General features: G+C 47.3%; 20 protein-coding genes. 1 reads left to right on the top strand and 19 read right to left on the bottom strand.

Annotated elements, in window-relative coordinates; genetic code table 11:
• Positions 1 to 15 precede the first annotated feature (15 nt).
• From modB to ACFQZR_RS13435, 18 genes are all read right to left on the bottom strand, one after another.
• Positions 16 to 693 carry a molybdate ABC transporter permease subunit gene (gene modB / locus ACFQZR_RS13520; protein ID WP_379346614.1) on the bottom strand — a complete coding sequence of 226 codons (678 nt, stop codon included), beginning with the start codon at positions 691 to 693 and terminating at the stop codon, positions 16 to 18.
• Positions 690 to 1511 carry a molybdate ABC transporter substrate-binding protein gene (modA, locus tag ACFQZR_RS13515; protein ID WP_379346612.1) on the bottom strand — a complete coding sequence of 274 codons (822 nt, stop codon included), beginning with the start codon at positions 1509 to 1511 and terminating at the stop codon, positions 690 to 692. The genes modB and modA overlap by 4 nt, the downstream gene beginning before the upstream one ends.
• A gap of 13 nt (positions 1512 to 1524) precedes the next feature.
• Positions 1525 to 2541, bottom strand: coding sequence for a GTP 3',8-cyclase MoaA (gene moaA, locus ACFQZR_RS13510; protein WP_379346610.1), 1017 nt, complete (start codon positions 2539 to 2541; stop codon positions 1525 to 1527).
• Positions 2542 to 2563: 22 nt separating this feature from the next.
• The gene (locus ACFQZR_RS13505) at positions 2564 to 3049 is read right to left on the bottom strand and encodes a molybdenum cofactor biosynthesis protein MoaE (RefSeq protein WP_379346608.1); all 486 of its coding nucleotides are present in this window, start codon (positions 3047 to 3049) and stop codon (positions 2564 to 2566) included.
• A gap of 20 nt (positions 3050 to 3069) precedes the next feature.
• On the bottom strand, positions 3070 to 3555 hold the full coding sequence (gene moaC / locus ACFQZR_RS13500) for a cyclic pyranopterin monophosphate synthase MoaC (RefSeq protein WP_379346606.1): 486 nt from the start codon (positions 3553 to 3555) through the stop codon (positions 3070 to 3072).
• Between the two features lie 16 nt (positions 3556 to 3571).
• On the bottom strand, positions 3572 to 3802 hold the full coding sequence (locus ACFQZR_RS13495; protein ID WP_379346604.1) for a MoaD/ThiS family protein: 231 nt from the start codon (positions 3800 to 3802) through the stop codon (positions 3572 to 3574).
• A 40-nt stretch (positions 3803 to 3842) separates the two neighbouring features.
• Positions 3843 to 4874, bottom strand: a complete 1032-nt coding sequence (locus ACFQZR_RS13490) for a ThiF family adenylyltransferase (RefSeq protein WP_379346602.1) — start codon at positions 4872 to 4874, stop codon at positions 3843 to 3845.
• Positions 4864 to 5487, bottom strand: coding sequence for a molybdenum cofactor guanylyltransferase (gene mobA, locus ACFQZR_RS13485; protein ID WP_379346600.1), 624 nt, complete (start codon positions 5485 to 5487; stop codon positions 4864 to 4866). Before mobA ends, ACFQZR_RS13490 begins: the two co-directional genes overlap by 11 nt.
• Positions 5488 to 5512: 25 nt before the next feature.
• Entirely contained in the window at positions 5513 to 6193 is a 681-nt protein-coding gene (gene narI / locus ACFQZR_RS13480; RefSeq protein WP_379346597.1) for a respiratory nitrate reductase subunit gamma, read from the bottom strand.
• Positions 6193 to 6852 (bottom strand): nitrate reductase molybdenum cofactor assembly chaperone, encoded by a 660-nt coding sequence (narJ, locus tag ACFQZR_RS13475; protein ID WP_379346595.1) that lies wholly within the window; start codon positions 6850 to 6852, stop codon positions 6193 to 6195. The genes narI and narJ overlap by 1 nt, the downstream gene beginning before the upstream one ends.
• A gap of 40 nt (positions 6853 to 6892) precedes the next feature.
• Positions 6893 to 8362 carry a nitrate reductase subunit beta gene (gene narH / locus ACFQZR_RS13470; protein ID WP_379346593.1) on the bottom strand — a complete coding sequence of 490 codons (1470 nt, stop codon included), beginning with the start codon at positions 8360 to 8362 and terminating at the stop codon, positions 6893 to 6895.
• Entirely contained in the window at positions 8352 to 12032 is a 3681-nt protein-coding gene (locus tag ACFQZR_RS13465; RefSeq protein WP_379346591.1) for a nitrate reductase subunit alpha, read from the bottom strand. The genes narH and ACFQZR_RS13465 overlap by 11 nt, the downstream gene beginning before the upstream one ends.
• A gap of 117 nt (positions 12033 to 12149) precedes the next feature.
• The gene (mobB, locus tag ACFQZR_RS13460; RefSeq protein WP_379346589.1) at positions 12150 to 12713 is read right to left on the bottom strand and encodes a molybdopterin-guanine dinucleotide biosynthesis protein B; all 564 of its coding nucleotides are present in this window, start codon (positions 12711 to 12713) and stop codon (positions 12150 to 12152) included.
• 15 nt (positions 12714 to 12728) lie between these two features.
• Positions 12729 to 14000, bottom strand: a complete 1272-nt coding sequence (locus tag ACFQZR_RS13455) for a molybdopterin molybdotransferase MoeA (protein WP_379346587.1) — start codon at positions 13998 to 14000, stop codon at positions 12729 to 12731.
• A 17-nt stretch (positions 14001 to 14017) separates the two neighbouring features.
• Positions 14018 to 15553, bottom strand: a complete 1536-nt coding sequence (locus tag ACFQZR_RS13450; protein ID WP_379346585.1) for an MFS transporter — start codon at positions 15551 to 15553, stop codon at positions 14018 to 14020.
• Positions 15554 to 15676: 123 nt separating this feature from the next.
• The gene (locus ACFQZR_RS13445; protein WP_379346583.1) at positions 15677 to 16570 is read right to left on the bottom strand and encodes a hypothetical protein; all 894 of its coding nucleotides are present in this window, start codon (positions 16568 to 16570) and stop codon (positions 15677 to 15679) included.
• Positions 16560 to 17216 (bottom strand): response regulator, encoded by a 657-nt coding sequence (locus ACFQZR_RS13440; protein ID WP_379346581.1) that lies wholly within the window; start codon positions 17214 to 17216, stop codon positions 16560 to 16562. The genes ACFQZR_RS13445 and ACFQZR_RS13440 overlap by 11 nt, the downstream gene beginning before the upstream one ends.
• 18 nt (positions 17217 to 17234) lie before the next feature.
• Complete coding sequence (locus tag ACFQZR_RS13435) at positions 17235 to 18479, bottom strand: sensor histidine kinase (RefSeq protein ID WP_379346579.1); 1245 nt, start codon at positions 18477 to 18479, stop codon at positions 17235 to 17237.
• Between the two features lie 261 nt (positions 18480 to 18740).
• On the opposite strand from ACFQZR_RS13435, the gene ACFQZR_RS13430 reads away from it, so the two are divergent.
• Positions 18741 to 19769, top strand: a complete 1029-nt coding sequence (locus ACFQZR_RS13430; protein WP_379346577.1) for a serine hydrolase domain-containing protein — start codon at positions 18741 to 18743, stop codon at positions 19767 to 19769.
• Positions 19770 to 19824: 55 nt separating this feature from the next.
• Here ACFQZR_RS13430 and ACFQZR_RS13425 read toward each other — a convergent pair whose 3' ends face one another.
• Positions 19825 to 22317, bottom strand: a complete 2493-nt coding sequence (locus ACFQZR_RS13425; protein WP_379346575.1) for a WG repeat-containing protein — start codon at positions 22315 to 22317, stop codon at positions 19825 to 19827.
• Between the last annotated feature and the right edge of the window lie 181 nt (positions 22318 to 22498).

Genomic DNA, 22498 nt, shown 5'->3' with positions numbered 1-22498 from the left:
TCACCCTCCTCATCGTTAAGCCGTTTTCTTCCGCCCTGTTAAGAGTAACAATAGAAATGATATAAAGACCATGGAGATCGTCCACATCCAAGCCATCGTCATATTCCCGGAATCAACCGCTACAAAAATCGCTGTGGGGACAGTTTGCGTCCTTCCAGGAATATTCCCCGCAATCATGAGCGTAGCCCCGAATTCACCTAGACTTCGAGCGAAGCTGAGGATATATGCAGTTATCACCGATGGAAACGCAATTGGCAGCGTAATATAACGAAATACCTGCCATTCACTCGCCCCAATCGAACGCGCAGCATCTCCTAATTGATAATCTATCGAATGGAACCCTGTTTTCATCGTCTGATAGACGAGCGGGAACGATACGACGACAGATGCAATAACAGCGGCTCCCCACGAGAAGATGATTGGTGCGGAGAATAGCCATTCTGCGAATTGACCGATCCAGCTCCGTCGCCCGAGTGTAACGAGGAGCAGGAAGCCAACTACGGTCGGTGGCAGCACGAGAGGTAGCATAAAAGCGGTCTCTAACAGCACTTTACCCTTCACCGAGCTTCTTGACATTCGCCATGCCAATGTAACGCCAATGAGTGTACTCAGCACACTCGATAGGAGTGCAACCTGAAGGGATAATCGAATCGGGGTCCATAGCTGAGCCCAATCGATCTCGATCATGTTCATTTCACTTCCGGGATGGAGAATCCGTATTTCACGAAGACGTCCATTGCATCCTTCGATTGAAGATAGGTATATAATTGTTCAACTTCTTTGGCATGGGTTGTCGCTTTGACGATTCCGATCGGATAGGTAATAGGTGAATAAGATGATGGATCTACGGTATAAGCAATCTTTACTTGATCCGATGTGAGTGCATCCGTTTTATACACGAATCCAGCCTCCGTATTCCCTGTCTGGACATATTGGAGTACCTGTCGAACATCCTTCGCTTGGACCAATTTGGACTGTATGTCATCCCATATACCCGCGTTCGTAAGTGCCTCCTGCGCGTACTTCCCGGCAGGGACGGTTTCGGGAATGCCAATGGCGATCTTCTGAATATCCGCTTTCAAAAGGTCTTTCGCTTCTTGTATGGAGATGGACGGTTTCGCAGCCGTGATCACAGTTAATTCGTTCGCAAGCAAACTCTTCTGTTGATTCTGCTCCACAAGCTGCTTGTCTACAAGCGCCTTCATATTTTTAGAAGCGGCAGATAGGAACAGATCAACAGGTGCCCCTTGCTCGATTTGCTGCTGCAGTGCGCCTGATGCCCCGAAGTTAAAATGCAGCTTCACACCACTTGTCTTCGCCTCATAATTCTTCTGAATTTCTTGCAAAGCATCTGTTAGACTTGCTGCAGCGGAGATGGTTAATTCAACCGATTGCGAACCAGAATCCGTCTTTTCATCCGTCTGTTTCGTCCCACATGCTGAGATAACAAGTGCCATTGTGAATAATAGAACGAGCAATTGCGTACCTCTTTTAGTCAAAAGATGAATCATCTATATCCCTCTCCTATCCACCAATTTGTGACATTCTACGAGCTGTAGGCGTATGTGATATTTCTTCATCGCCTTGTAAAAATTTCGACATTTCATGATTTTCTGGTTTCGTACCCAGTGCATCCAGGAAAAGTTGGCGCATGGCCTCATCATTACCGACGACGCTGCGTACTTGGAATTGTTCTGTCCAAGCCAAGCATGGTTTAATATAACCGTCTGCCGTTAGACGTAGGCGATTACAGGTCTGGCAGAAATGCTCGCTAACTGGATGTATCAATCCAAAGCTGCCAATAGCGCCGTTCAGACGATAATTCTCCGAAGGACCGTTCCCTTGAATCGTCGTAACTGAAGCGTACTCCCATTGCTGCTCATCACATACTTCCATCACGCGAGTGAGTGGCAAATAGAGGTTCTTCCATTGCGTATCACTGTGACCGATGGGCATGTATTCGATGAATCGTACATGGATATCCCGATCTTGCGTTAGCGCGATAAAATCAGCGATCTCATCATCGTTCAGCCCTTTCATCAGTACAACATTCAATTTGATGGGACTTAAACCTACCTTCACACAGGCATCAATGCTGTCGAGCACTTTCCTAACATCCCCGCCGCGAGTAATCATTTTGAATCGATCAGCCTGGAGGGAGTCCATGCTAATATTGACGCGTGTAAGGCCAGCTTCCTTCAATCGCTCTGCACGGGGAGCAAGGAAAATCCCATTCGTCGTTAGCGATATATCTTCGATCCCAGGTATACTCGCGATCATCGCCACGAGCTTCTCAAGTTCTTTCCGAACAAGCGGCTCCCCGCCAGTAAGACGTATCTTGCTAATCCCCATCCCAGCGACGACGTGTACGACTTCTGCAATTTCTTCATAGGTTAGAATCTTGTCTGACGGCTCGAACTCCATCCCTTCCTCGGGCATGCAGTAGATACAGCGTAGATTGCAACGATCCGTCACGGAAATTCGTAAGTAGTCATGCTGCCGTCCGAATTTATCGACTAAACGCGGAATTGACCCTGTCATCCTCACACACTCCTTTCAGAAGTTATCTCTCATCTTCCTTCGGTATATCCAGGGCCATAGGACGACCCTCAGGATAGGTCTGCTGGTTCAGTTGATCGCCAATCCATTCGGAGCCGTCTTCGCCATGCTCTTTTTTCCAGATCGGGACAATTTGTTTAATCCGTTCAATGACGTATTCATTCGCTTCATAGGCTGCTTTGCGATGCGGCGAGGATACGGCGATCACCACGGCGATATCAGATATTTCAAGGCGTCCCACGCGATGTGTGACAGCAACGACCGTATCAGCCCAACGCTCACGAACTTCTCGCCCAATACGCTCCAATTGAGCGACGGCCATCGTCGGGTATGCTTCATACTCGAGATATAACGTCCGTTTGCCATATGTTAATTCACGCACCGTACCTAAGAACAACGTGATCGCGCCTGCTTCCCGTCGCTTAACTTTATCCGAGACTTCTTCCGGCACTATCGGTTGATCTGTAATCACAAATAATGAGCTGCTCATACGGATGCTCCTCTCTTATGCTACTCACTCTCACGTCGATAATCGCCGCTTTTTCCGCCTTGCTTCTGTTCCAGATAGGTAGGGCCTAACACCATATCTTTATCTATCGCTTTGCACATATCATAGATCGTCAGTCCGACGACCTGCGCAGCAGTTAACGCTTCCATCTCAACGCCAGTCACGCCGGTTGTCTTCACTTTCACGCGAAATGATAATGTCTGCTCATTCTCGACCTCGAATGAAATATCAATGCCCGTAAGCGGTAGCGGGTGACACATAGGAATGAGATCTGCTGTCTTCTTCGCTGCCATAATGCCTGCGACTTGAGCCACCGCCAGTACATCGCCTTTGCCAATTGATCCTTCTTGGATTCGACGCAATGTCTCCGCGCGCATATGAATTTGGCTCTTAACGATCGCAAGACGTTTCGTCTCGGCTTTGTCCGTCACGTCAACCATATGGGCTCGGCCTTGTTCATTAAAATGCGTTAATTGCTCACTGCTCATCTGCGTAACCCCTTTCTTAACCACCGCTTACGGGAGGCAACAATGCGACCGTATCATTCGGCTCGATGACGTGCGTCTGCTCGACAAATTTTTCATTGACCGCGATCATGACATGGTCCAACAATAATGTCGGATAACGCTCTCGTAATGTCTGTACGAAGTCAGCTACGGTAATTGGGCCGAGCTCTAAGTCCATACTGGATGTACCTAGCTGCTCACTCAAATGCGCAAAACATAGTAATTTCATAACGTCCACCTTCCTGTCCTTTAATATCATTAAATATCTACTAGGTTAAGTATCTTTGATATAGCTTTTTGGCTTCGAGCGAATCCGAAGTGCCATGGATCAGTGCTCTACCATCCTGGAAAATAACGAGGCGGTATTCGCCCTCTTGAATTTGAAGGAGAAATGGATTCGACTTCACGTCAGCCTGCAATTGCACAGCATGAGAGGCTACCAGATCCAAATCTAGCGGCTCTTGACGCGGATAACGAATCCAAACTGAATCTCGACCGCATAAAACTTCTGTTCTCATCGCCACCTCCGACTTCAGATAAGGATAGCTCGGTTGTGCCCCGCAGGTCGGACATGCCTGGTGCTTCCCCGCCATATTCATGCGAATGGATTGGAACATGTTCGACCATAGATCGAAGACTTTAAATCGATCCGACATCTGCGTTGCATTCCCGGTCAACCATTTGAGTGCTTCAGCCGATTGCATCGCCACGACCATCTGCACCGCTGGAGAAATTATCCCTTCTCGATCACAAGATGCAGAGCCGATTGGCATACGTTCCATCACACAATGCAGACATGGCGTCTGCCCTGGAATGAAATTGCACATCACACCATAGCTGCCTGAACACGCCCCATAGATCCAAGGAATTTGGTATTGATATGCAGCATCATTGATGATATATCGAATGGCAAAATTGTCCGTTGCATCAAGAATCAAATCCACGTTAAATGTATCCAGCAATGATGTAAGATCCGAAGCTGTGCAATCCATCACATGTGCATGTACCGTTATATCAGCGTTGATCTGTTTAATCCGGTTCGCCGCAGCCACAGCTTTGGGCAATTGATCTATTGCATCCTGCTCGCAATAGAGCGACTGCCGCTGCAGATTGCTCCATTCCACGTAATCTCGATCAATGATGGTGATCGTACCAACGCCCGAACGTGCTAAAATTTCCGCATTTCCGGAGCCGAGCGCACCCGCTCCAACGATCAGAACGTGTTTGGCCGCTAACTCCTGTTGCCCTGCGGTGCCGATAGGCCTAAAGTTCTGTTGTCTGCTATATCGATCATGAGACATGGTCGCTGCCTCCTTCCCGTTCTTGAAGTAATGCGATGTATTGCTCAGGTGTATCCACATCTTCTATAAATTGATAAGCTATACCCGCTTCAATCCAATCGCTCTCCCCTAGACCTAACCAATGAATCGAATCCAATAGGCCAGATAGCCGGTACTGATGCGATTCGAGTCTCTGAATGATAGATGGCAGCATCCGATGAGGTCGATACACCCCATGTAACATTTGATGCTTGCCATCGACAACGGGGAGAACCGCGTCATAGTCACTTGTCTTGAGCTCAGATAACATCCATAGAGCAGCAGAAGCGGATAGTTTAGGATAATCACACCCAACGACCCAGGCATATTCTGTCTCTATGTGTGTAAACGCCGCATGAAACCCACTGAGCGGACCATGCCCTTCATAAATATCCGGAATATAAATCAAATCGTCCTTTGACCATTTTTTATAGTATGAAGCATCGTTCGTCACGATGATCAGTCTCGTACAAATTGAACGCATAACGTTGATTTGCCGTTCGATAAAATGCTCCCCTTCAAAGATCAAGAGCGCTTTATTCCGGCCATTCATCCGAGAATTGCGGCCTCCAGCCAGAATAATACCTGTTAGCATATGAGCACCGCCCCCCGATGAATGATTATTGACGTTTACGATACACGACATAGCTGCGTTTTAGATATTTGATTGGTAAGCTTAGCATGTGAACGAGCCTTGTAAAAGGAAATACGGCAAATAGTGCTAGACCCAAAATAATATGAACCTTGAAGATCACGGGCACGGTATTCATTAACGTATAATCTGGCATAAATACAATCACACCACGCAGCCACGGTCCAATCGTCTCCCGATAATCGAAATCAGAACTGCCCGTCATATTGAACAGCGTCGCCGCCATGCCTACCACCACAATCAACGTGAGCAAGACAATCGATAGCATATCGCCGAAGCTGCTCGTTCGACGTATTCGGACATCCGAGAATCGACGGATCACGAGAATAATACATCCAATCAGTGTCAACAGTCCCGCTGCAGAACCGATAGAGAGTGCCATTGTATGATACAGATGATCCGAGACGCCTAACGCTTCAAGCCATTTTTTCGGGATCAGAATCCCTCCGACATGCCCGAAGAAGACAAGAATAATCCCGATATGAAATAGATTGCTACCCCACCGCAGTTTCTTCTTCTCGAGCATTTCACTTGATTTCGCCGTCCAGCCGAACTGATCCGTCTGGTATCGATAATAGAGTCCAACGAGAAAGATGATAAGAATCATATAGGGATAAATCACCCAGAGAAACTGATTACCCCACGCCATTACGCATTCCTCCCTGCGTTACCATATCCCGCAGCACCCCACATCGGTCCGCATCCAAGTTCAGATGGCGTGCTCCCACATCCAGCAGATGTTGTCATATCAAAGGATCCCTCTGTAATGTCCGATTGATCGATGATCCATAAAATCGCATCAAGCACATGACGATAGGGGCTGGTCATGTGGTGGAGCGCATCTTTGATGCTATCCAAGGCTTTACGGAAGGAATACAGCAAGGCAATACCACGCTCCTCCTGCGCTACCGCCACATACTCCAGAACCAGCGGCAGATAATCCGGTAATTCATCCGTATCGAGGACAATCTCCTCTTCTTCATACAGTTGTTTTAACTTGAGTAGTGCAGGACCCCGTTCACGGTCATCCCCGAGCTGTCCATAGGTCAAATACAAATTCGCTTTCTTACTAAAATCGAATGTCTTCACATAGGCTGCTGTAATCGCCACCGCATCCATCCCCGCATATTCAGCAAGGCATTGGCCCGCAAGCTCCTGAAGCAACTTGGCCACTGCTTCATCCTCGTCTTGGATCAAATGGCACCAATTTACGTACATCTCATCCGCGGTCTCTTGCCACGCCGCATCAGGATATTGCAACAGCTGCGAGAAGAGCATCCAGCTAGAACGAAGCGTCATCTCTTTCATGTCCAATCACTCCTTATTTGATAGGGTTAGGGCTATAGATTTAACCGCCACAGGGTCCAGGTCCACCCATCATATTCGTAAATCCACAAGCACCTTGCTCTGAATAAAGATCCGCGAACTCTTCACGATGTGCTGCTGGAATGACAAACCGATCTTCATACTTCGCAATGGCTAATAGGCGGTACATTTCTTCCGTATCTTTAGCAGTCATACCAAATTGTTCTAGCAATGCGAGATTTGGTGCCTTTTTTAGGTTATGCGAACGCATATGCGAACGCATGACAGCCATCTTTTTCAGAACATTCGTAATGACTTCCGTATCACCTGCCGAGAGTAGATTCGCCAGGTATTGTACAGGAATTCGCATATCATCAATCGCTGGGAAAATATCATCTGGCGTCGCCGACGCCCCTTGGCCTTCCACCATATTCGTAATCGGGCTCAGTGGCGGTACATACCAGACCATCGGCAATGTTCGATATTCCGGATGAAGCGGGAGAGCGATTTTCCAATCGACCGCCATCTTATAAATCGGTGAACGCTGCGCATGCTCGATCCAATCCTCAGGAATATTCGCTGCACGTGCCGCTGCAATAACTTCTGGATCATTCGGATCAAGGAAAATATCTAATTGCGACTCGTAGAGCTTGCTCTCGTCGGTTACAGAAGCTGCTTTCTCTACGCGATCTGCATCATAGAACATCACACCCAGGTAACGGATACGTCCGACGCAAGTCTCCGAACAAATCGTAGGCAATCCTTGTTCAATCCGTGGGAAGCACAATGTGCATTTCTCAGCTTTGTTCGTCTGCCAGTTGAAGTAGACTTTCTTGTAAGGACAGCTCGATACACAGAACCGCCACGAACGGCAAGCGTTCTGATCGACGAGTACGATGCCATCCTCTTCACGCTTATACATCGCACCCGACGGACAGCTCGATACACAGGAAGGATTGATGCAATGCTCACAAATTCTTGGCAGATACATCATGAATACTTGTTCGAACTCCATGCGAACCGCTTCTTCAATCCCCGCCATATTCGGGTCGCGATAACCCGATTCATGAACGCCCGCAAGATCGTCTTCCCAGTTCGGTCCCCACTCCAAATTCATATACTCGCCTGTAATTTGCGACTTCGGACGTGCGACAGGCTGATGCTTCCGTTCCGGACTTTGTTGGAGCTTCTCGTAATCGTAATCCCAAGGCTCATAATAATCATCGATCGTCGGTTGATCAGGATTATGAAATATATTTTTCAATCGATTGGCGCGGCTGCCGGATCGAAGCTCCAGCTTGCCGTTCTTCAGCACCCAACCGCCTTTGTATTTCTCTTGATCCTCCCATTGTTTGGGATATCCGATGCCTGGCTTGGTCTCAACGTTATTGAACCACATATATTCCGCACCTTTACGGTTCGTCCATGTGTTCTTACACGTGACAGAGCAGGTATGACATCCGATACATTTATCCAAGTTCATGACCATCCCGATTTGTGCTTTAATCTTCAAGCCAATTCACCTCCTCAAGTTTGCGGATCACGACGTACAGATCCCGCTGATTGCCAGTAGGTCCATAGTAGTTAAATCCGTAGCTCAGCTGCGCATAGCCGCCAATCATATGGGTTGGCTTCACATGAATCCGTGTCGGACTGTTATGCGTTCCTCCTCGTGTGGTTGTCACATCTGTCGCCGGCACGTTGATTGTACGATCCTGTGCATGGTGCATATAGGCCATGCCACGCGGCATCCGGTGGGTAACAACCGCACGCGCAACGACGGCACCATTTTGGTTAAAGCACTCAATCCAATCGTTATCTACCACATCCGCATCTGCGGCATCGTCCTTATTAATCCAGACAGTTGGTCCGCCTCGGAACAGCGTGAGCATCGGGAGTGAATCAAAATACATACTGTGAATCGACCATTTGCTGTGCGGCGTCATGAAGTTCAGAACGATTTCTTTCCCTTTGATTGCAGGGCGCTTCTTGTTCGTATGGAATGGCGCGTGCTTCATCGTCGGCTTATAAATCGCCATATTCTCACCAAATTCGGTCAGCATCTCATGATCCAAGAAGTAATGCTGACGTCCAGTAAGCGTGCGATACGGAATCAAGCGTTCCACATTGGTGGTGAATGGCGAATAACGGCGCCCATGCTGTTCGGAACCGCTGAATGCGGGTGAAGTAATCACCGTCTTCGGCTGCGTCGTAATCTCGTTGAAGGTGAATCGTTCTTCGATGCGATCCTCCGCCAAATCTTTCAATTTAAGCGCGGTTTTCTTCTCTAGTGCTTCCCATGCTTTCACGGCCATTTTCCCGTTACTTGTAGAGGATAACGTAAGGATCGCTTCGGACATGTGACGATCGGTGACGAGCTTCGGACACCCTTCACTGATCCCGGGCTCATCGACAACACCGTTCACTTTTTTCATCAATTCATATTCATCCGCTGCAGACCAGTTCATCCCTTTAATGCCGTAGGGCTTATCTTTAATGTTAGGTCCGAGCGAAGTCATTTTCTTATATACAGCTGCATAATCCCGCTCCACGACGACGAATTTCGGCATCGTCTTACCTGGTATGGCCTCAATCTCGTCTTTGCTCCAGTCGAGAATTTTACCGAATGGCTGCGATAGCTCATCGGGTGTATCATGCTGTAAAGGTACGGCGACAATATCCCGCTGCGGTGCATCGAATTGCGTAGAGGCCATCTCAGAGAAGGACTTCGCGATCGTCTTGAACGTCTCCCAATCCGACTTGGATTCCCATAACGGCGGTACCGCCGGATTAAATGGATGAATAAATGGATGCATATCGGTCGACGATAAATCGCTCTTCTCATACCAAGTCGCAGCAGGGAGAACAATATCAGAGTACACCGCTGTTCCCGACATCCGGAAATCGATATCCACCATCAAATCGAGCTTCCCTTCCGCTGCCTGGTCATGCCACTTCATCTCCTCGGGACGAATCGTCTCGGAGTCATCATTCAATAAGCCATTGTGTGCACCGAGCAGATATTTCAAGAAGTACTCATGTCCTTTACCGGAACTTGAGATCAAATTCGCGCGCCAGACGAACATCACTTTGGGGTGATTCGTATCTGCATCTGGATCTTCGATAGCAAACTGCAAATCCCGATTCTTCAATCGCTGAGCAACATATTTAGCAACCGCTTCTGGGCTATCGTGCCCTTGCGCAGACGCTTCGTTCGCTAACGCAATCGAACTCTCATTGAACTGCGGATAGGACGGTAACCATCCTAAGCGCGCAGCCATCACGTTGTAATCCGCATAATGCGCATAACGTGCTTTGTCTACCAACGCGGATGTATGTCCATCGACGGGATTGGATTCAAACCGCCATTGATTCGTTGCAAAATAGAAGAAGGATGTCCCGTTCTGCTGCCGCGGCGGCATCGTCCAGTCTCTTGCAAAAGCAACGTTCGCCCAACCTTCTGCAGGACGTAATTTCTCTTGCCCGACATAGTGCGCCCATCCACCGCCGTTCACGCCTTGGCAGCCCGTCATTAAGATCAGATTCAAGACACTGCGATAAATCGTATCCGAGTTGTACCAGTGGTTAATCCCAGCGCCGACAATGATCATCGATCGACCTTCACTATCTACCGCATTCTGCGCGAACTCTCGGGCAATCTGGATGACGGATGCGCGATCAACGCCTGTAATTTGCTCCTGCCATGCAGGGGAGTATGCCGTATTCTCGTCATCGTAGTCACTTCCATGTATCGAATCGACGCCATATTGGGCTAGCATGAGATCGAATACACTCGTTACGCGATATTCCGCGCCGTCTGCACCCGTAATGATTCGGTACGGAATGCGGCGAGAAATCGTGGATTTGCCTTCTTCATCGAAATACGGAAGCATGATCTCAAGCTGACCTTCTGCAGATTCTCGTAATCCAAGCTGAGGTGCAATCTCTTCCCCTGTTAACGTATCAATCAATTCGAGATTCCATTTGCCTTCTTCGCCCCAACGTGAGCCGATCGTTCCGTTCGGGATGCGTAGCTCCCCTGTGCTCTCATCGATGAGGACGGTTTTCCATTCCGCATTATTGGTCTCGATCGCGAGATCCTTCGCGGTAAGGAACCGATCCACCGTGATTGCCCCACCTTGCTCTTGGAGTAGGACGAGGAACGGAAAGTCCGTATATTTCTTCGAGTAATTCTCGAAATATGCCGTTCTTTGCTTTACATAGAATTCATTTAGAATGACATGCCCCATCGCCATGGCGAGTGCGCCATCTGTACCTTGCTTGGCAGGGAGCCACTTGTCAGCAAATTTCACGAACTCGGCATAGTCGGGACTAATGGATACCACTTTCGTCCCACGGTAACGAGCTTCCGTCATGAAATGAGCATCTGGTGTTCTGGTCATCGGTAGATTCGAACCCCAGACAAGCAAGTAACTTGAGTTGTACCAGTCACTACTCTCCGGAACATCGGTCTGATCCCCCCAGATTTGCGGGGAAGCCGGCGGTAAATCCGCGTACCAGTCATAGAAGCTTAGAAGCGGCGAACCGACTAAGGATAAGAACCGAGAACCTGCCGCATAACTGACCATCGACATCGCTGGGATCGGTGAAAATCCAATGACGCGGTCCGGCCCATTTTGTTTGATCGTGTGGATCATGGAAGCGGAGATAATCTCCGACACTTCATCCCATGAAGCTCGAACCATGCCGCCTTTACCACGAGCTGATTTATAGGTCAATTTTTTGTGATCATCTTGGACAATGGATTTCCACGCAACAACGGGATCGTTATATTTGCTCTTCGCTTCGCGCCACAGATGAAGGAGCTTTCCACGAATATATGGATATTTCACCCGCAACGGGCTGTAGAGATACCAAGAGAAGCTAGCTCCACGCGGACAGCCACGCGGCTCGAATTCCGGCATATCGGGTCCCGTCGTCGGATAATCCGTCTGCTGTGTTTCCCACGTGACGATTCCGTCTTTCACGAATATTTTCCAACTGCAGGAACCTGTACAGTTCACACCATGTGTCGAACGAACAACCTTGTCATGCTGCCAACGATTCCGGTACATCTCTTCCCAAGACCGATCGGCGGGGGATAGTTCACTCCACCCTTCCGAATTCTTATCGCGCTTACGGAAAAACTTCAGTTTTTGTAATAGTGGATTGCTCTTATTCATCGTTCCAACTCCTTGCGCCATATGATATTTCTATTGTAGGTGCTGGAGCGGGCTGCGAAGAGAGGGGAACTCCCTCATTCGTCGGTAGGGATTCCCCGAAATCTGTTACGGAATGTGCTAAATGAGGGATGAGGCGAGGAAAAGTGCCTCTTGAAGGACGATTTCTTGATTCTTGATATGAAGAATTGGGGGTAACGAGGTACCTGAGGCTTGGAAAGCTGTAGTCTCTGCATTTTTGGGATCCTCCCAGCTTACCCATAAGCGAATATCTACTGCTTGGTTGAACAGATCGCTTATCTCATCGAAGCGGTGGATTAGGGCAATTTTCGGATAATGCGCGGCTTTGAAGCCTTCGGCGATGAGAATATCTACACGGCCATGCAACTGTTGCGCAATTTCGCCCAGTGAAGTCTTGGTTCTTCGCATGGTTCGGGTAGCAGACGATGAGGTCAGTACCGTCTCCAACGCACCATGCAACAGATGTTGCTCACTATCTGTCTCCGGATCATCCAGACGGAATTCGTGCGCATCATGCTTGGCCGAGCCGACTCGAATACCTTGAGCTGTGAGTGCCTCGATAAGCTTGCAAGCGAGCGTTGTTTTGCCGCTATTTTTATAACCAATAATTTGCAGCACCGGTACAGTCGGTAGGACTGAATCTTCATCAGGTCGTAAGATCATTCTCCTCGTTCCCTCCTAATAAAATCCCTTCAACGGAATGACCTCGACGAACGAGCCTGCCGCATAGCCTTTCGGCGATCCTGGCAGACATATCAAACAATTCGCATCCCGTAAGGACACGGTCACACTCGACATATCATACCCTACGGGTGCTGCCGTTAGCTTTCCTTCTTGCTCTGTCATGACACCACGGACAAAGCGTGTAAAACGATCTGATTTCACATAGTCCACCGTTAATGTCGCCATGACCCGAGGTTCAGGCACAAGGTCTGCACCCATCATGCCTCGCAGCGCTGGACGAAGAAACAATCGACTTCCCACATAACAGGCGGCTGGATTCCCTGAGAGCGCGAATAGGGGCTTCCCTTGCCATAGTCCAAAGGTCGTCGGACTTCCCGGGCGCATCATCACCTTGTTGAATAACAGGTCGCCATCCCAATCTTGCGTTATATCGTACAGAATATCATGATCCCCGACGGACACCCCACCCGTCGTTACGACGACATCATGATCATACAGCGCTTCAAGGATCACTTGCTTCGCAATCCTTGCATCGTCTGTTACACGGTCCAACACGATTGGAATACCGCCGAACTCCGTTATCGCTGCAGCTAGCATATACGCATTACTGTTCCGAATTCGTCCAGGCTCTAACGTGTCTTCCACACGGAGCAGCTCGGCACCCGTTGCCAGAATCGCGACCCGGGGCTGCTTATAGACTTTTACCGTATGGATGCCGAACATGGCGAGTAATGCAACTTCACCCGAACCGATCCGAACACCCGAACGCAGTACCGTCTCGTTCGCAGCAATCTCTACGCCAATCGGAGATACATTCTCACCCATGACAACCGATCCCTTCACCTTGCACATTTCTGTGCCATCCGGTGAAATGTCTTCTTCCGTCATCTCATATTTGATTACCGCGTCTGCACCATCAGGAACCGATGCGCCTGTCATGATACGAATGCATTGACCCGAGCTTAAACGCTTCTCCGATACCATCCCCGCAGGCACATGATCTATAATCTGAAGTGAAATCGGTGTACCGATCGTCGCCTGCTTCGTATCTTCAGACATCACCGCAAAGCCATCCATACCTGAACGGCGAAAATGCGGCATTGGCTGTGGTGCAACAAGCTCCACAGCCAATGTTCTGCCTATACTTTGCAGGATCGGTACTTCTTCCGTTGGCATCACATGTACGCTCTCAAGCACGAGAAGTGTAGCCTCATGCACGCTAATTGCTTTGCGCATAAAAGTCTGTTGTTGTTTTCTACCGTTCATGGAAGCACCTCCTGCCTCTATTTTGTACTCGTTGCCACTTTTAGTGAATTCTTTTGGATTTCCACAGGGTCGATTTCACTGAATACCCCAACATAGTAATTCGTCTCACCGACATCATTTTGAATGCCATTAATCGTGAGATGTTGAAGATACAGCTCGCCATTTTGTTTTTTATTCCAGATGTTACCTGCCCAAGCTTTTTTCTCTTTGAGCTGTTTCCACATTACGTCATAGAACGGCTTTTCATGCTTTCCAGATTTTAAGAACCCCGGCTTCTGTCCTATCGCCGCCTCCGCCGCGTAGCCTGTAATCTCCGTAAAAGCCGGATTGACCGTTAGTATTAGTCCTTTTGGATTCGTGACCAATACCGCTTGCGATGTACTCTGTACAATTTGCTCCGCGAGCTTCACACGATCTTGCCAGTACATATACAGCACGAGCAGCACGCTGCACAAGGCAACCATCGCTAACGCCATAAATCCGATCGCATAATGACCTGTCATCGCTAGAAGAGCCGATAGCATTAGAGGTGGGAAGAATCCTCCGAGACCCCCGATCGCCGAGATCAACCCGTTCGCAATCCCCGATTGCTTGGAGAAGTACAGCGGAACCAATTTGAATATTGTTCCGTTCCCGAGCCCCGCACAAAGTCCGATCATTAGACAACCTACTGTGAAGAGCGGTATCGATGGGGAGAAGGCAAGAAGGATCCCACCGATTGTCAACCCACCGAACACGAACAGCAATATTTTAAAAGGATTCAATTTATCCCCGAGCCATCCGCCCACCGGACGCATAAAGGTCGCTAAGGTCACAAACCCTGCGGTACGCAGGCCCGCGTCTACTTTACTAATGCCAAAGTTATGGACCAGATGATTCGGCAAGAAGACCGTGAATGCCACAAATGCCCCGAACGTAATGAAATAAAAGAAACAAATAAGCCATAATTTTTCATTCTTATAGATCCCTTTAATTTGTTCGGTTAAGGAGACATTCAGCTTCTCTTCCTTCCGATCCCCGATGAAGAAGTTCGCAATCGCAAAGACAGCAAGGAGAATCAAGTAGACTTGAACCGTCGAACGCCATCCGATCTGTGTCGCCAAGACAGGTGCAAAGAACGTACTAAGCGCTGACCCAAGGTTCCCTAAACCGTAAATTCCATTGACGAACCCATGCTTTTCTTTCGGAAAATATTTCGGCAAGGAGGTAACCCCTACCGAGAACGTCGCCCCCGATATCCCTAAGAACAATCCGCCAATAATAAGATCAAGGAAGCTCTTCGCATGACTGATATAAAATACAGGGACCAACAACACAATAAAGCTGATGAAGAACATCTTGCGCGCCCCAATTTTATTGGTCCAATAGCCGAATGGAATCCGCAAGATGGAGCCGAGCACAACAGGTACTGCCGTGACAAGAGATAATTGGCCTGGCGTTAACGCAATACCGTCTTTGATGAACACAATTAATGATGATAATATGCCCCATACCGCAAATCCGAGAATAAGACTCAAAGTTTGTAAGGGTAAAATAGCTTTGGATGGCTTCATGCCCATTTCCTCCTCGTTATATCGACTACCTAAGCTCTATTATCCGTGGAGTATGTCTTGAAAAGAATTGGGGAATTCCCTCATTTGCTCTCTAGGAAATTCCCCATCTCGGATTTGCGTTATTTAATTCCAGTTCAGTTCATCTAATAATAATCGTGTTGGCACAGTAAATCGTACCGATTGTCTCCGTTCTTCCATGACAATTTCCAAATCACATTTTAATGATTTGAGTTGATCTTTAATGGGATTAAGTATCTCTTGAGAAAAATGACATCCCCCTGCACATTCATATTCGACTTGGGTATGTCCCAACTCATCTTGATCTAGAACAATCCTAGTCGTAGAAATAGCTCGTGAGCAATGATGAACAAGCAGTTCGAGGATTGAAGCAATCTGTTCTTGGCGCTCATGCGATAATCGAATAATGCGTTGGTCCAATAGTTCACACGTTACGCCTTTCGCGCGAAAATCCCGTAATCGCAGAAGGACCGGACTCGCGTGTTCAGCCTGTACTAACATGTGCATCTCATCTGATGAGGGATGGAGCGTGGTACGATCGTATAATTCTGCGAGCACCGCTGCACTTCGCTCTACTCGTTCAATCTCTCGTTGATCAAAAACCCGCTCCTCCCGTTGACCCACCAGAAGAACCCCGTAGGATTGCTCCTGCTCTTCCCGAGCGGAGTCTACGGATACCCCCACACCCGAAATTAATGATTCAACAAGAAAAATCGGGTATTCTAACACCTCATCCCGCACTTCTTCGGGAAAAGAGGTCACAATATGTGGGCGTTTGGCTTGCAACACCTTTCCAGCCATGCCGTTGCCCATTCGCACCGTAATTCTTTTATAACGCTCAGATCTTGCACCAAGCGCAATTTTCCAATAAATATCCCGGTAATTCGCATCAGCAAGTGCAACAGCGACAAAATCAAGAGCCATCTCCAACTTTAACCGCTGCAATTCCAGCTGAATTTTCTGTTGAATTGTCAGCGGTTGATCACTTTCATGAGTCAAAGTCGAGCAACCCCCTTCTAAAGGCGTACTTCATCAAATCACGACGATTATTCAATTGGAGCTTTTCCATAATATTGGCCTTATGGTTCTCTACCGTCTTAACACTAATCGTCAATAACTCCGCCGCTTCCTTATTCGTATACCCTTTCGCGACAAGTGTCAAAATCTCTTTCTCGCGCTCCGTTAATGAATCAAACGTATCTTTCGTTTCCCGTGTTTGACCGTGCAAATAGCCTTCGATCACTTTTTTCGTTGCTGTGGGATGTAAATAGACAAGTCCTTGATGGACCTGCATGATAGCCGTAACTAACTCCGAGATCGGTGCTGATTTCAGAATATAGCCCGAGGCACCTGCCTTTAGCGCTCGAAACAGATATTGCTCATCGTCATGCATCGTAAGAATAATGACCTTGATCTCCGGCATGGACTGCAGCAGCTCACTTGTCGTGTAGAGACCATCTCGACCATTCGGCATGCTCAAATCCATTAGCACAAGATCTGGATGCAGCTCAAAAGCTTTCTTCATACACGATATCCCATCTGCCGCTTCTCCCACGACTTTAATCCCCGGTTTCGTATCCAGAACTGCACGAAGTCCACTCCGAACAACGGCATGATCATCGACGATTAATACTTTGATATCCATTGATCCTTCATCCTTCCCTTAGGTGGCTTCCTGATCGCCAATTGGCACCTTCACTTGAATTGTAGTCCCTTGTCCTAGGGCCGATTGCATATCGAATTCCCCGCCCAAGATATTCACGCGCTCTTCCATACTATAAAGACCAACGCCATGCCGTAATTCGGTTGTGATCTCAAACCCAACCCCATAATCGCGAATATGCAGCTCAGCAAGCGTCGGCAGCAGCTTTAACCTGACATCAACAACTTCGGTCTGTGAATACTTCGCTGCATTCGTCAATGCCTCTTGTACGATGCGGTAAAAAGCAATTTCATGCGCCGCTGGCAATCGTCCGCTGTCTCCTTCAATCGTGAACAACACTTGAATCCCGAACTTCTGCCCGTATAACCGAACATAGTTGCGTAGTGCCGCGACAAGTCCAATATCATCTAACGCAGAAGGACGCAATTCGACAGACAAATCCCGAATGTCTTCGATCGTATGACGAATGGATTCCTGCAAAGCATCCATTGGCGTTTCCGTTGTAAGGGGTTCAGTTTCTAGAGCCGCCTTCAAAACTTCCGTCTGAATCAAAATACTATAAAGCGACTGACCGATCCCATCATGCAGCTCACGCGAGATACGTTTACGTTCATTTTCTTGTGCGGATAGGATCGAGTGGGTAATCATTTTGGCGATCTGATGCTGCTCTTCCTGCCGTTGCTGCTCAACTTCTTGAATGCGAATGATGTTCAACAGGCCATACATCGGATCCTCATAGTGCGACACACTCGCATTCATGGATTTTGTCTTGCCCTTTGACGTTGTCAACTGCAACTCAACAGGCTGTGGAGTAGGCCCCAAGATAAAACAATTTTGATAGGAACAGAGCTTATTTAGCCCCGGATAATTGGAGCAAAGATTGCAGAAATTCAGCGTAACTTGTTCATTGTCCATGTTCAACATTTGGCCTGCGACGGGATTCATTCTAACGATACTCAATGCGTCGTCCAGCACCAGAATTCCATCTGGACTATGCTTGAACACATTGGAGAGTAATTCTTGTTCTGAACGGAGTTTGTGACTCTGCCAGTAAATAATAAAGAAAAATAACGTAGTGATCATCAGTACAAACAAAAAAATTGGAACATAATCCAGCCAGCTCCGATTCCCCTCATTAAGGATGGCGCGAATCGCAAATACAATAATAAGTGTTGTGCTTATGGTCAATATCCCGTTCTTGACCATAAACCTTACGAATGTTTTTGTCTTTTGGAACGTTGACATCAAAGGCGCTCATTCCCTCCGTCCATACTTACTGAAAGTCTAACATTGATTTAATCGTTCGAAGTGTGATGTTTATCACATTTATATATAAGGTCAAAATCTATAAAATACACAATCAACAATTAGGTTACATAACTTTTATTATGGTATTAAATTGATTGCTATGGATTGTCATATTGAATATACAGAACAAATGTTCTATACTATATAAAAACAGCATATGTATGCGATATTCGGAGATAAAAGGAGAAATCAGAAGATATGGTACGAAGTTTTGATGTAAATCAACGAATGGAACACTATCATGTATCCGGGTTGAGCATGACAATGATTCGAAACGGTCAAATTCATAAGACAGAAACGTATGGTGTTCTTGAAGCGGGTACTTCTACGCTAATTGACCAGCAAACCCTGTACCATGCTTGTTCCATTAGCAAATTTGTATCGTCCATGTTGGTCATAAAGCTCGCTGCACAAGGCATCCTAGACCTAGATGAAGATGTTAATGATAGACTCACGTCGTGGAAAGTTCCTAATAATACATACACGCAAGCTTATAAAGTCACCCTTCGAACCTTACTCAGTCATCAAGCCGGCATCATAGATCCCGAGAACAGCTTCACCGAACTAGATCCCAACACGTCTATTCCTACAATGGCGAATCTATTGACAGGAATCACCCCCTATTGTAAAGAATCCATCATCGTAAAATACGAACCTGGGAGCGAATTTCATTATTCTGACGCTGGATTTTGTATTATTCAGCAGCTTATCGAAGACGTTACAGGGGAGCCTTATGGTGTCACCTTAAACGAACATCTATTTAAGCCTTTACATATGAGTAATAGTACTATTCTAACGTCCATTCCTTCAGGAAATAGAGACGATCTTGCGAGCGGTCATCTCAGAAATGGCGATGTTGTCGATGGCAAATACACGATCTACCCTTATCCAGCAGCTGCTGGACTATGGTCCACGTCAACAGATTTAGCACGCTTGGTCATTGAACTTATGGATTCCCTTCGAGGGCAGAGTAAAATAGGGATATCGGAGAAATATGCACGAGAGATGATCACCGCACAAGGGTGTAGAGAATGGACCGGTTTGGGCGTGTTTTTAGAGGGCAACGGTCAGGATATGGTATTCTCATCTCTTGGCTGGGGGGTCGGATTTCAATGTATGATCCTCGCAAATCCCTATGTAGAGACTGCTACGGTCATCATGACCAATACGGATACAGGCGTTCATCAACTCGAAGGATTGATTGGTGAAATAATACGTTCCCTGTAGTGAACAAAAAGACTGGCGATACGATCATCGTCAGTCTTTCTAATTATTCACATCGTTAATGAAATGACTTCCAGAACTCCCCATCCGTATCAATCATGTACATGATCGAAGCAAATGGAATCGTAAACGTCGGGAACCCTGCGGCATAAGGCGCAATTTCATAAGGCGCAAAATAGATGTGAAGTGCATCCTCCGTAACATAGAACGGTTGATCGGGCTTAATGCCCGTGTAGCTGCCAGGGAACACATAAGAATATTGTGGATCCTCTTTAATTTGCGTACCGATGATCCGACTCAATTCTTTCACGTAATCGCTATCTGGCTTGAACAAGTCTTTCAATGCATACATGTGTCCATTGGTTAAGTTGATCATCACATGCATCTTCGTCGGCATCCCATGGGCCGCCCCGATCGGATAATTGTATCCGTCTAGCTGCAGCACCAGGAGATTCTCCTTATAGAAAGTAACATCAAAATCGCCATCATACGTGTAATTGAGCTTCTTATCGGATGGGATCGGCTTCACCTGCGACATTTCTTTCAGCTTAGTATTCACGTTCTGTTGGGCAGTGACATCGGGCATCCCTTCAATTTGCGGATAATAGACGAGATAGTTGGGATTGGGCTTAAATTTCTCTTCTTTCACAGCGTAAGGTGGCGTTAAAGGAATCACCGTATTTTGCTGCCAGATGCCCCGCCCCTCTCGGTCGATATAAGATAAGCGGCGATCGATGAAGGCTTTGATCAGATTCTTGCGTTCAAGCGTCAATGTGCCACTACCGTCAACACGTGGGTAACCTGATGCAGGCTTCCCGCTCCGATCAATGAAATACGTCTGTTTGGCATCCGTAGCAGAAGCTAAACCGTCATCGAAATTCTCAACATTCGTATAGATGAAATCCGACAATCGCTTGCCATTCCAATCCGCGATGGCATAGATCGAACCGATAAAGGGTTGCTCTGGATCCACCGCATTCCCCAGTGCGAACCGTTCATCACCCAAATCTCGAATGTCGTTATAGATCGGTTGGATGACGAATTTACCCTTTTTATTAATCACGCCGAAATTCGATTTGTAACCCTCAGCCGTATTCACGATGGCCCTGCCGTCATGGAATGGAAAGGCCAACGTAAATGTAGGTTGGATCACGATTTTACAATGTTCATCGATATAACCGTACTTGCCCGCGGAATCTTGTTGAAATGCAAGCAGTCCATCACCAAGGGGGCCGACAAAAGCATAATTGTAAGTCACTAGTTGACGGCCATTCGGATTGATAAGCGCATACTCTTTATCTTTGATTTTTACGACAGCCTTGCCATCATGGAAATCCCCGGCTTCTTCGAACTGTGCTGGAATAATTTCATTGCCCTTATCATCCAAATACCCATACTTGCTGTTGCTGTTATTGGACACATAGAATACAGCGCGATGTTCACTCATATCTTCGATGAATGAATACGCATGTTTGGTCAGTACATTCCCCTTCTCATCGATCATCTTGAACCCATCACGATCAATCACGATCGCTCTGCGATCCTTAAAAGAGTTAATTGAATTATAAATAGGCTGAACAACGTAACGTGCCAAAGCATCGATCACGCCATACTTGCCTTTCTCACTAACAATAGCTAAACCATTCTCCTGGAAATCACGCGCGTCATCGAATCGAGGCTGGATTACCATCTCACCTTTGGCATCAATATAGCCCCATTTTGTTCCTTCTGTCGTCTTAAGAGAAGCAGGAAATAATCCAACAGATCGCCTCGGCATATCCTTTTGCTCCTCTAGCATGTGCTTAATATGCCGTTCAAGCTCCAGTAAGACTTCTCGCGAAGGATACGGTTGATTGAAGCTAAGTGCCTTGCGGACAGAAATGAGAGCTGATTGCGGCATACCTGCGCGGTACTGAGCATCAGCGAGGTAATACCAATAGAATGGATAGTCAGGATGCTGCTCTGTTAGTCGTTCGTAATATCGAACAACGCGAGGGAAATAGTAAGGATATAAATTAGGCGCTGGCTCGAAAGTGCCATTATGCCAATGTAGAACCATAACTCGATATGCTTCCCCCGTATCATGTATCCAGAGCGCGATATCGGCTACGGCATTTGTTCCTGTCGGACCCAGCATATCTTCCACTTCGATATAGCTGTAATACATATTGTCAGGCGCAATATCTCGCAGACCATCCTTCGTCAACGTATAGACGGACAACTTCGACCAGATCGAACCGATCTGCCAACCGACGAGCAGATTATTCTGTCCAGTTTGAACCACCGGCGCTGCAGTCAATAGCGTTACGCCGTAGCCCGGACCTTTTACCGTTGCAACCCGCTCCCACTTCCCATTGAAATTTTGTAGCACAATCAAATGTAGTTCACCATTCAGACGGTACATAACAACGATTTCCGGCATAGAGCTTCCGGTTAAATTCGTTGTATAGACAGCCGCATGTGCGTTAGGCTTATCGATCAGAATGATTTCCGCACCCGGTGGCAAATGCGCCTTAGCGACCTGCATCAACTGCTCTATGTTCTCGGACATGCCAGAATCCTCCTCTTTCCCGCTTTCTTCGCCTAATCGTATGCGGGTTATCGGAAGATATGCTTGCTTCTTATGGTTATTATAGGAAAGTTGCTCACACATGCAATGAACTCTTCATCCGATTGAATCTATTTTCTTGCCATTTCGATCCGAATGATGTTTTCGCTGCATTATTCCCCAT

This window comes from Paenibacillus sp. GCM10027629, assembly GCF_042676425.1.
GTDB classification, from domain to species: domain Bacteria; phylum Bacillota; class Bacilli; order Paenibacillales; family Paenibacillaceae; genus Paenibacillus_K; species Paenibacillus_K terrigena.
Note: the sequence above shows the minus strand (reverse complement) of the source record. Positions and strands in the feature narration are given on the sequence as shown.

What these genes read in the sequence shown, in the direction of transcription:
- modB (WP_379346614.1), bottom strand. Translation starts at nt 693, where the DNA reads ATGAACATGATCGAGATCGATTGGGCTCAGCTATGGACCCCGATTCGA.
- modA (WP_379346612.1), bottom strand. Translation starts at nt 1,511, where the DNA reads ATGATTCATCTTTTGACTAAAAGAGGTACGCAATTGCTCGTTCTATTA.
- moaA (WP_379346610.1), bottom strand. Translation starts at nt 2,541, where the DNA reads ATGACAGGGTCAATTCCGCGTTTAGTCGATAAATTCGGACGGCAGCAT.
- ACFQZR_RS13505 (WP_379346608.1), bottom strand. Translation starts at nt 3,049, where the DNA reads ATGAGCAGCTCATTATTTGTGATTACAGATCAACCGATAGTGCCGGAA.
- moaC (WP_379346606.1), bottom strand. Translation starts at nt 3,555, where the DNA reads ATGAGCAGTGAGCAATTAACGCATTTTAATGAACAAGGCCGAGCCCAT.
- ACFQZR_RS13495 (WP_379346604.1), bottom strand. Translation starts at nt 3,802, where the DNA reads ATGAAATTACTATGTTTTGCGCATTTGAGTGAGCAGCTAGGTACATCC.
- ACFQZR_RS13490 (WP_379346602.1), bottom strand. Translation starts at nt 4,874, where the DNA reads ATGTCTCATGATCGATATAGCAGACAACAGAACTTTAGGCCTATCGGC.
- mobA (WP_379346600.1), bottom strand. Translation starts at nt 5,487, where the DNA reads ATGCTAACAGGTATTATTCTGGCTGGAGGCCGCAATTCTCGGATGAAT.
- narI (WP_379346597.1), bottom strand. Translation starts at nt 6,193, where the DNA reads ATGGCGTGGGGTAATCAGTTTCTCTGGGTGATTTATCCCTATATGATT.
- narJ (WP_379346595.1), bottom strand. Translation starts at nt 6,852, where the DNA reads ATGAAAGAGATGACGCTTCGTTCTAGCTGGATGCTCTTCTCGCAGCTG.
- ACFQZR_RS13465 (WP_379346591.1), bottom strand. Translation starts at nt 12,032, where the DNA reads ATGAATAAGAGCAATCCACTATTACAAAAACTGAAGTTTTTCCGTAAG.
- mobB (WP_379346589.1), bottom strand. Translation starts at nt 12,713, where the DNA reads ATGATCTTACGACCTGATGAAGATTCAGTCCTACCGACTGTACCGGTG.
- ACFQZR_RS13455 (WP_379346587.1), bottom strand. Translation starts at nt 14,000, where the DNA reads ATGAACGGTAGAAAACAACAACAGACTTTTATGCGCAAAGCAATTAGC.
- ACFQZR_RS13450 (WP_379346585.1), bottom strand. Translation starts at nt 15,553, where the DNA reads ATGAAGCCATCCAAAGCTATTTTACCCTTACAAACTTTGAGTCTTATT.
- ACFQZR_RS13440 (WP_379346581.1), bottom strand. Translation starts at nt 17,216, where the DNA reads ATGGATATCAAAGTATTAATCGTCGATGATCATGCCGTTGTTCGGAGT.
- ACFQZR_RS13435 (WP_379346579.1), bottom strand. Translation starts at nt 18,479, where the DNA reads ATGTCAACGTTCCAAAAGACAAAAACATTCGTAAGGTTTATGGTCAAG.
- ACFQZR_RS13430 (WP_379346577.1), top strand. Translation starts at nt 18,741, where the DNA reads ATGGTACGAAGTTTTGATGTAAATCAACGAATGGAACACTATCATGTA.
- ACFQZR_RS13425 (WP_379346575.1), bottom strand. Translation starts at nt 22,317, where the DNA reads ATGTCCGAGAACATAGAGCAGTTGATGCAGGTCGCTAAGGCGCATTTG.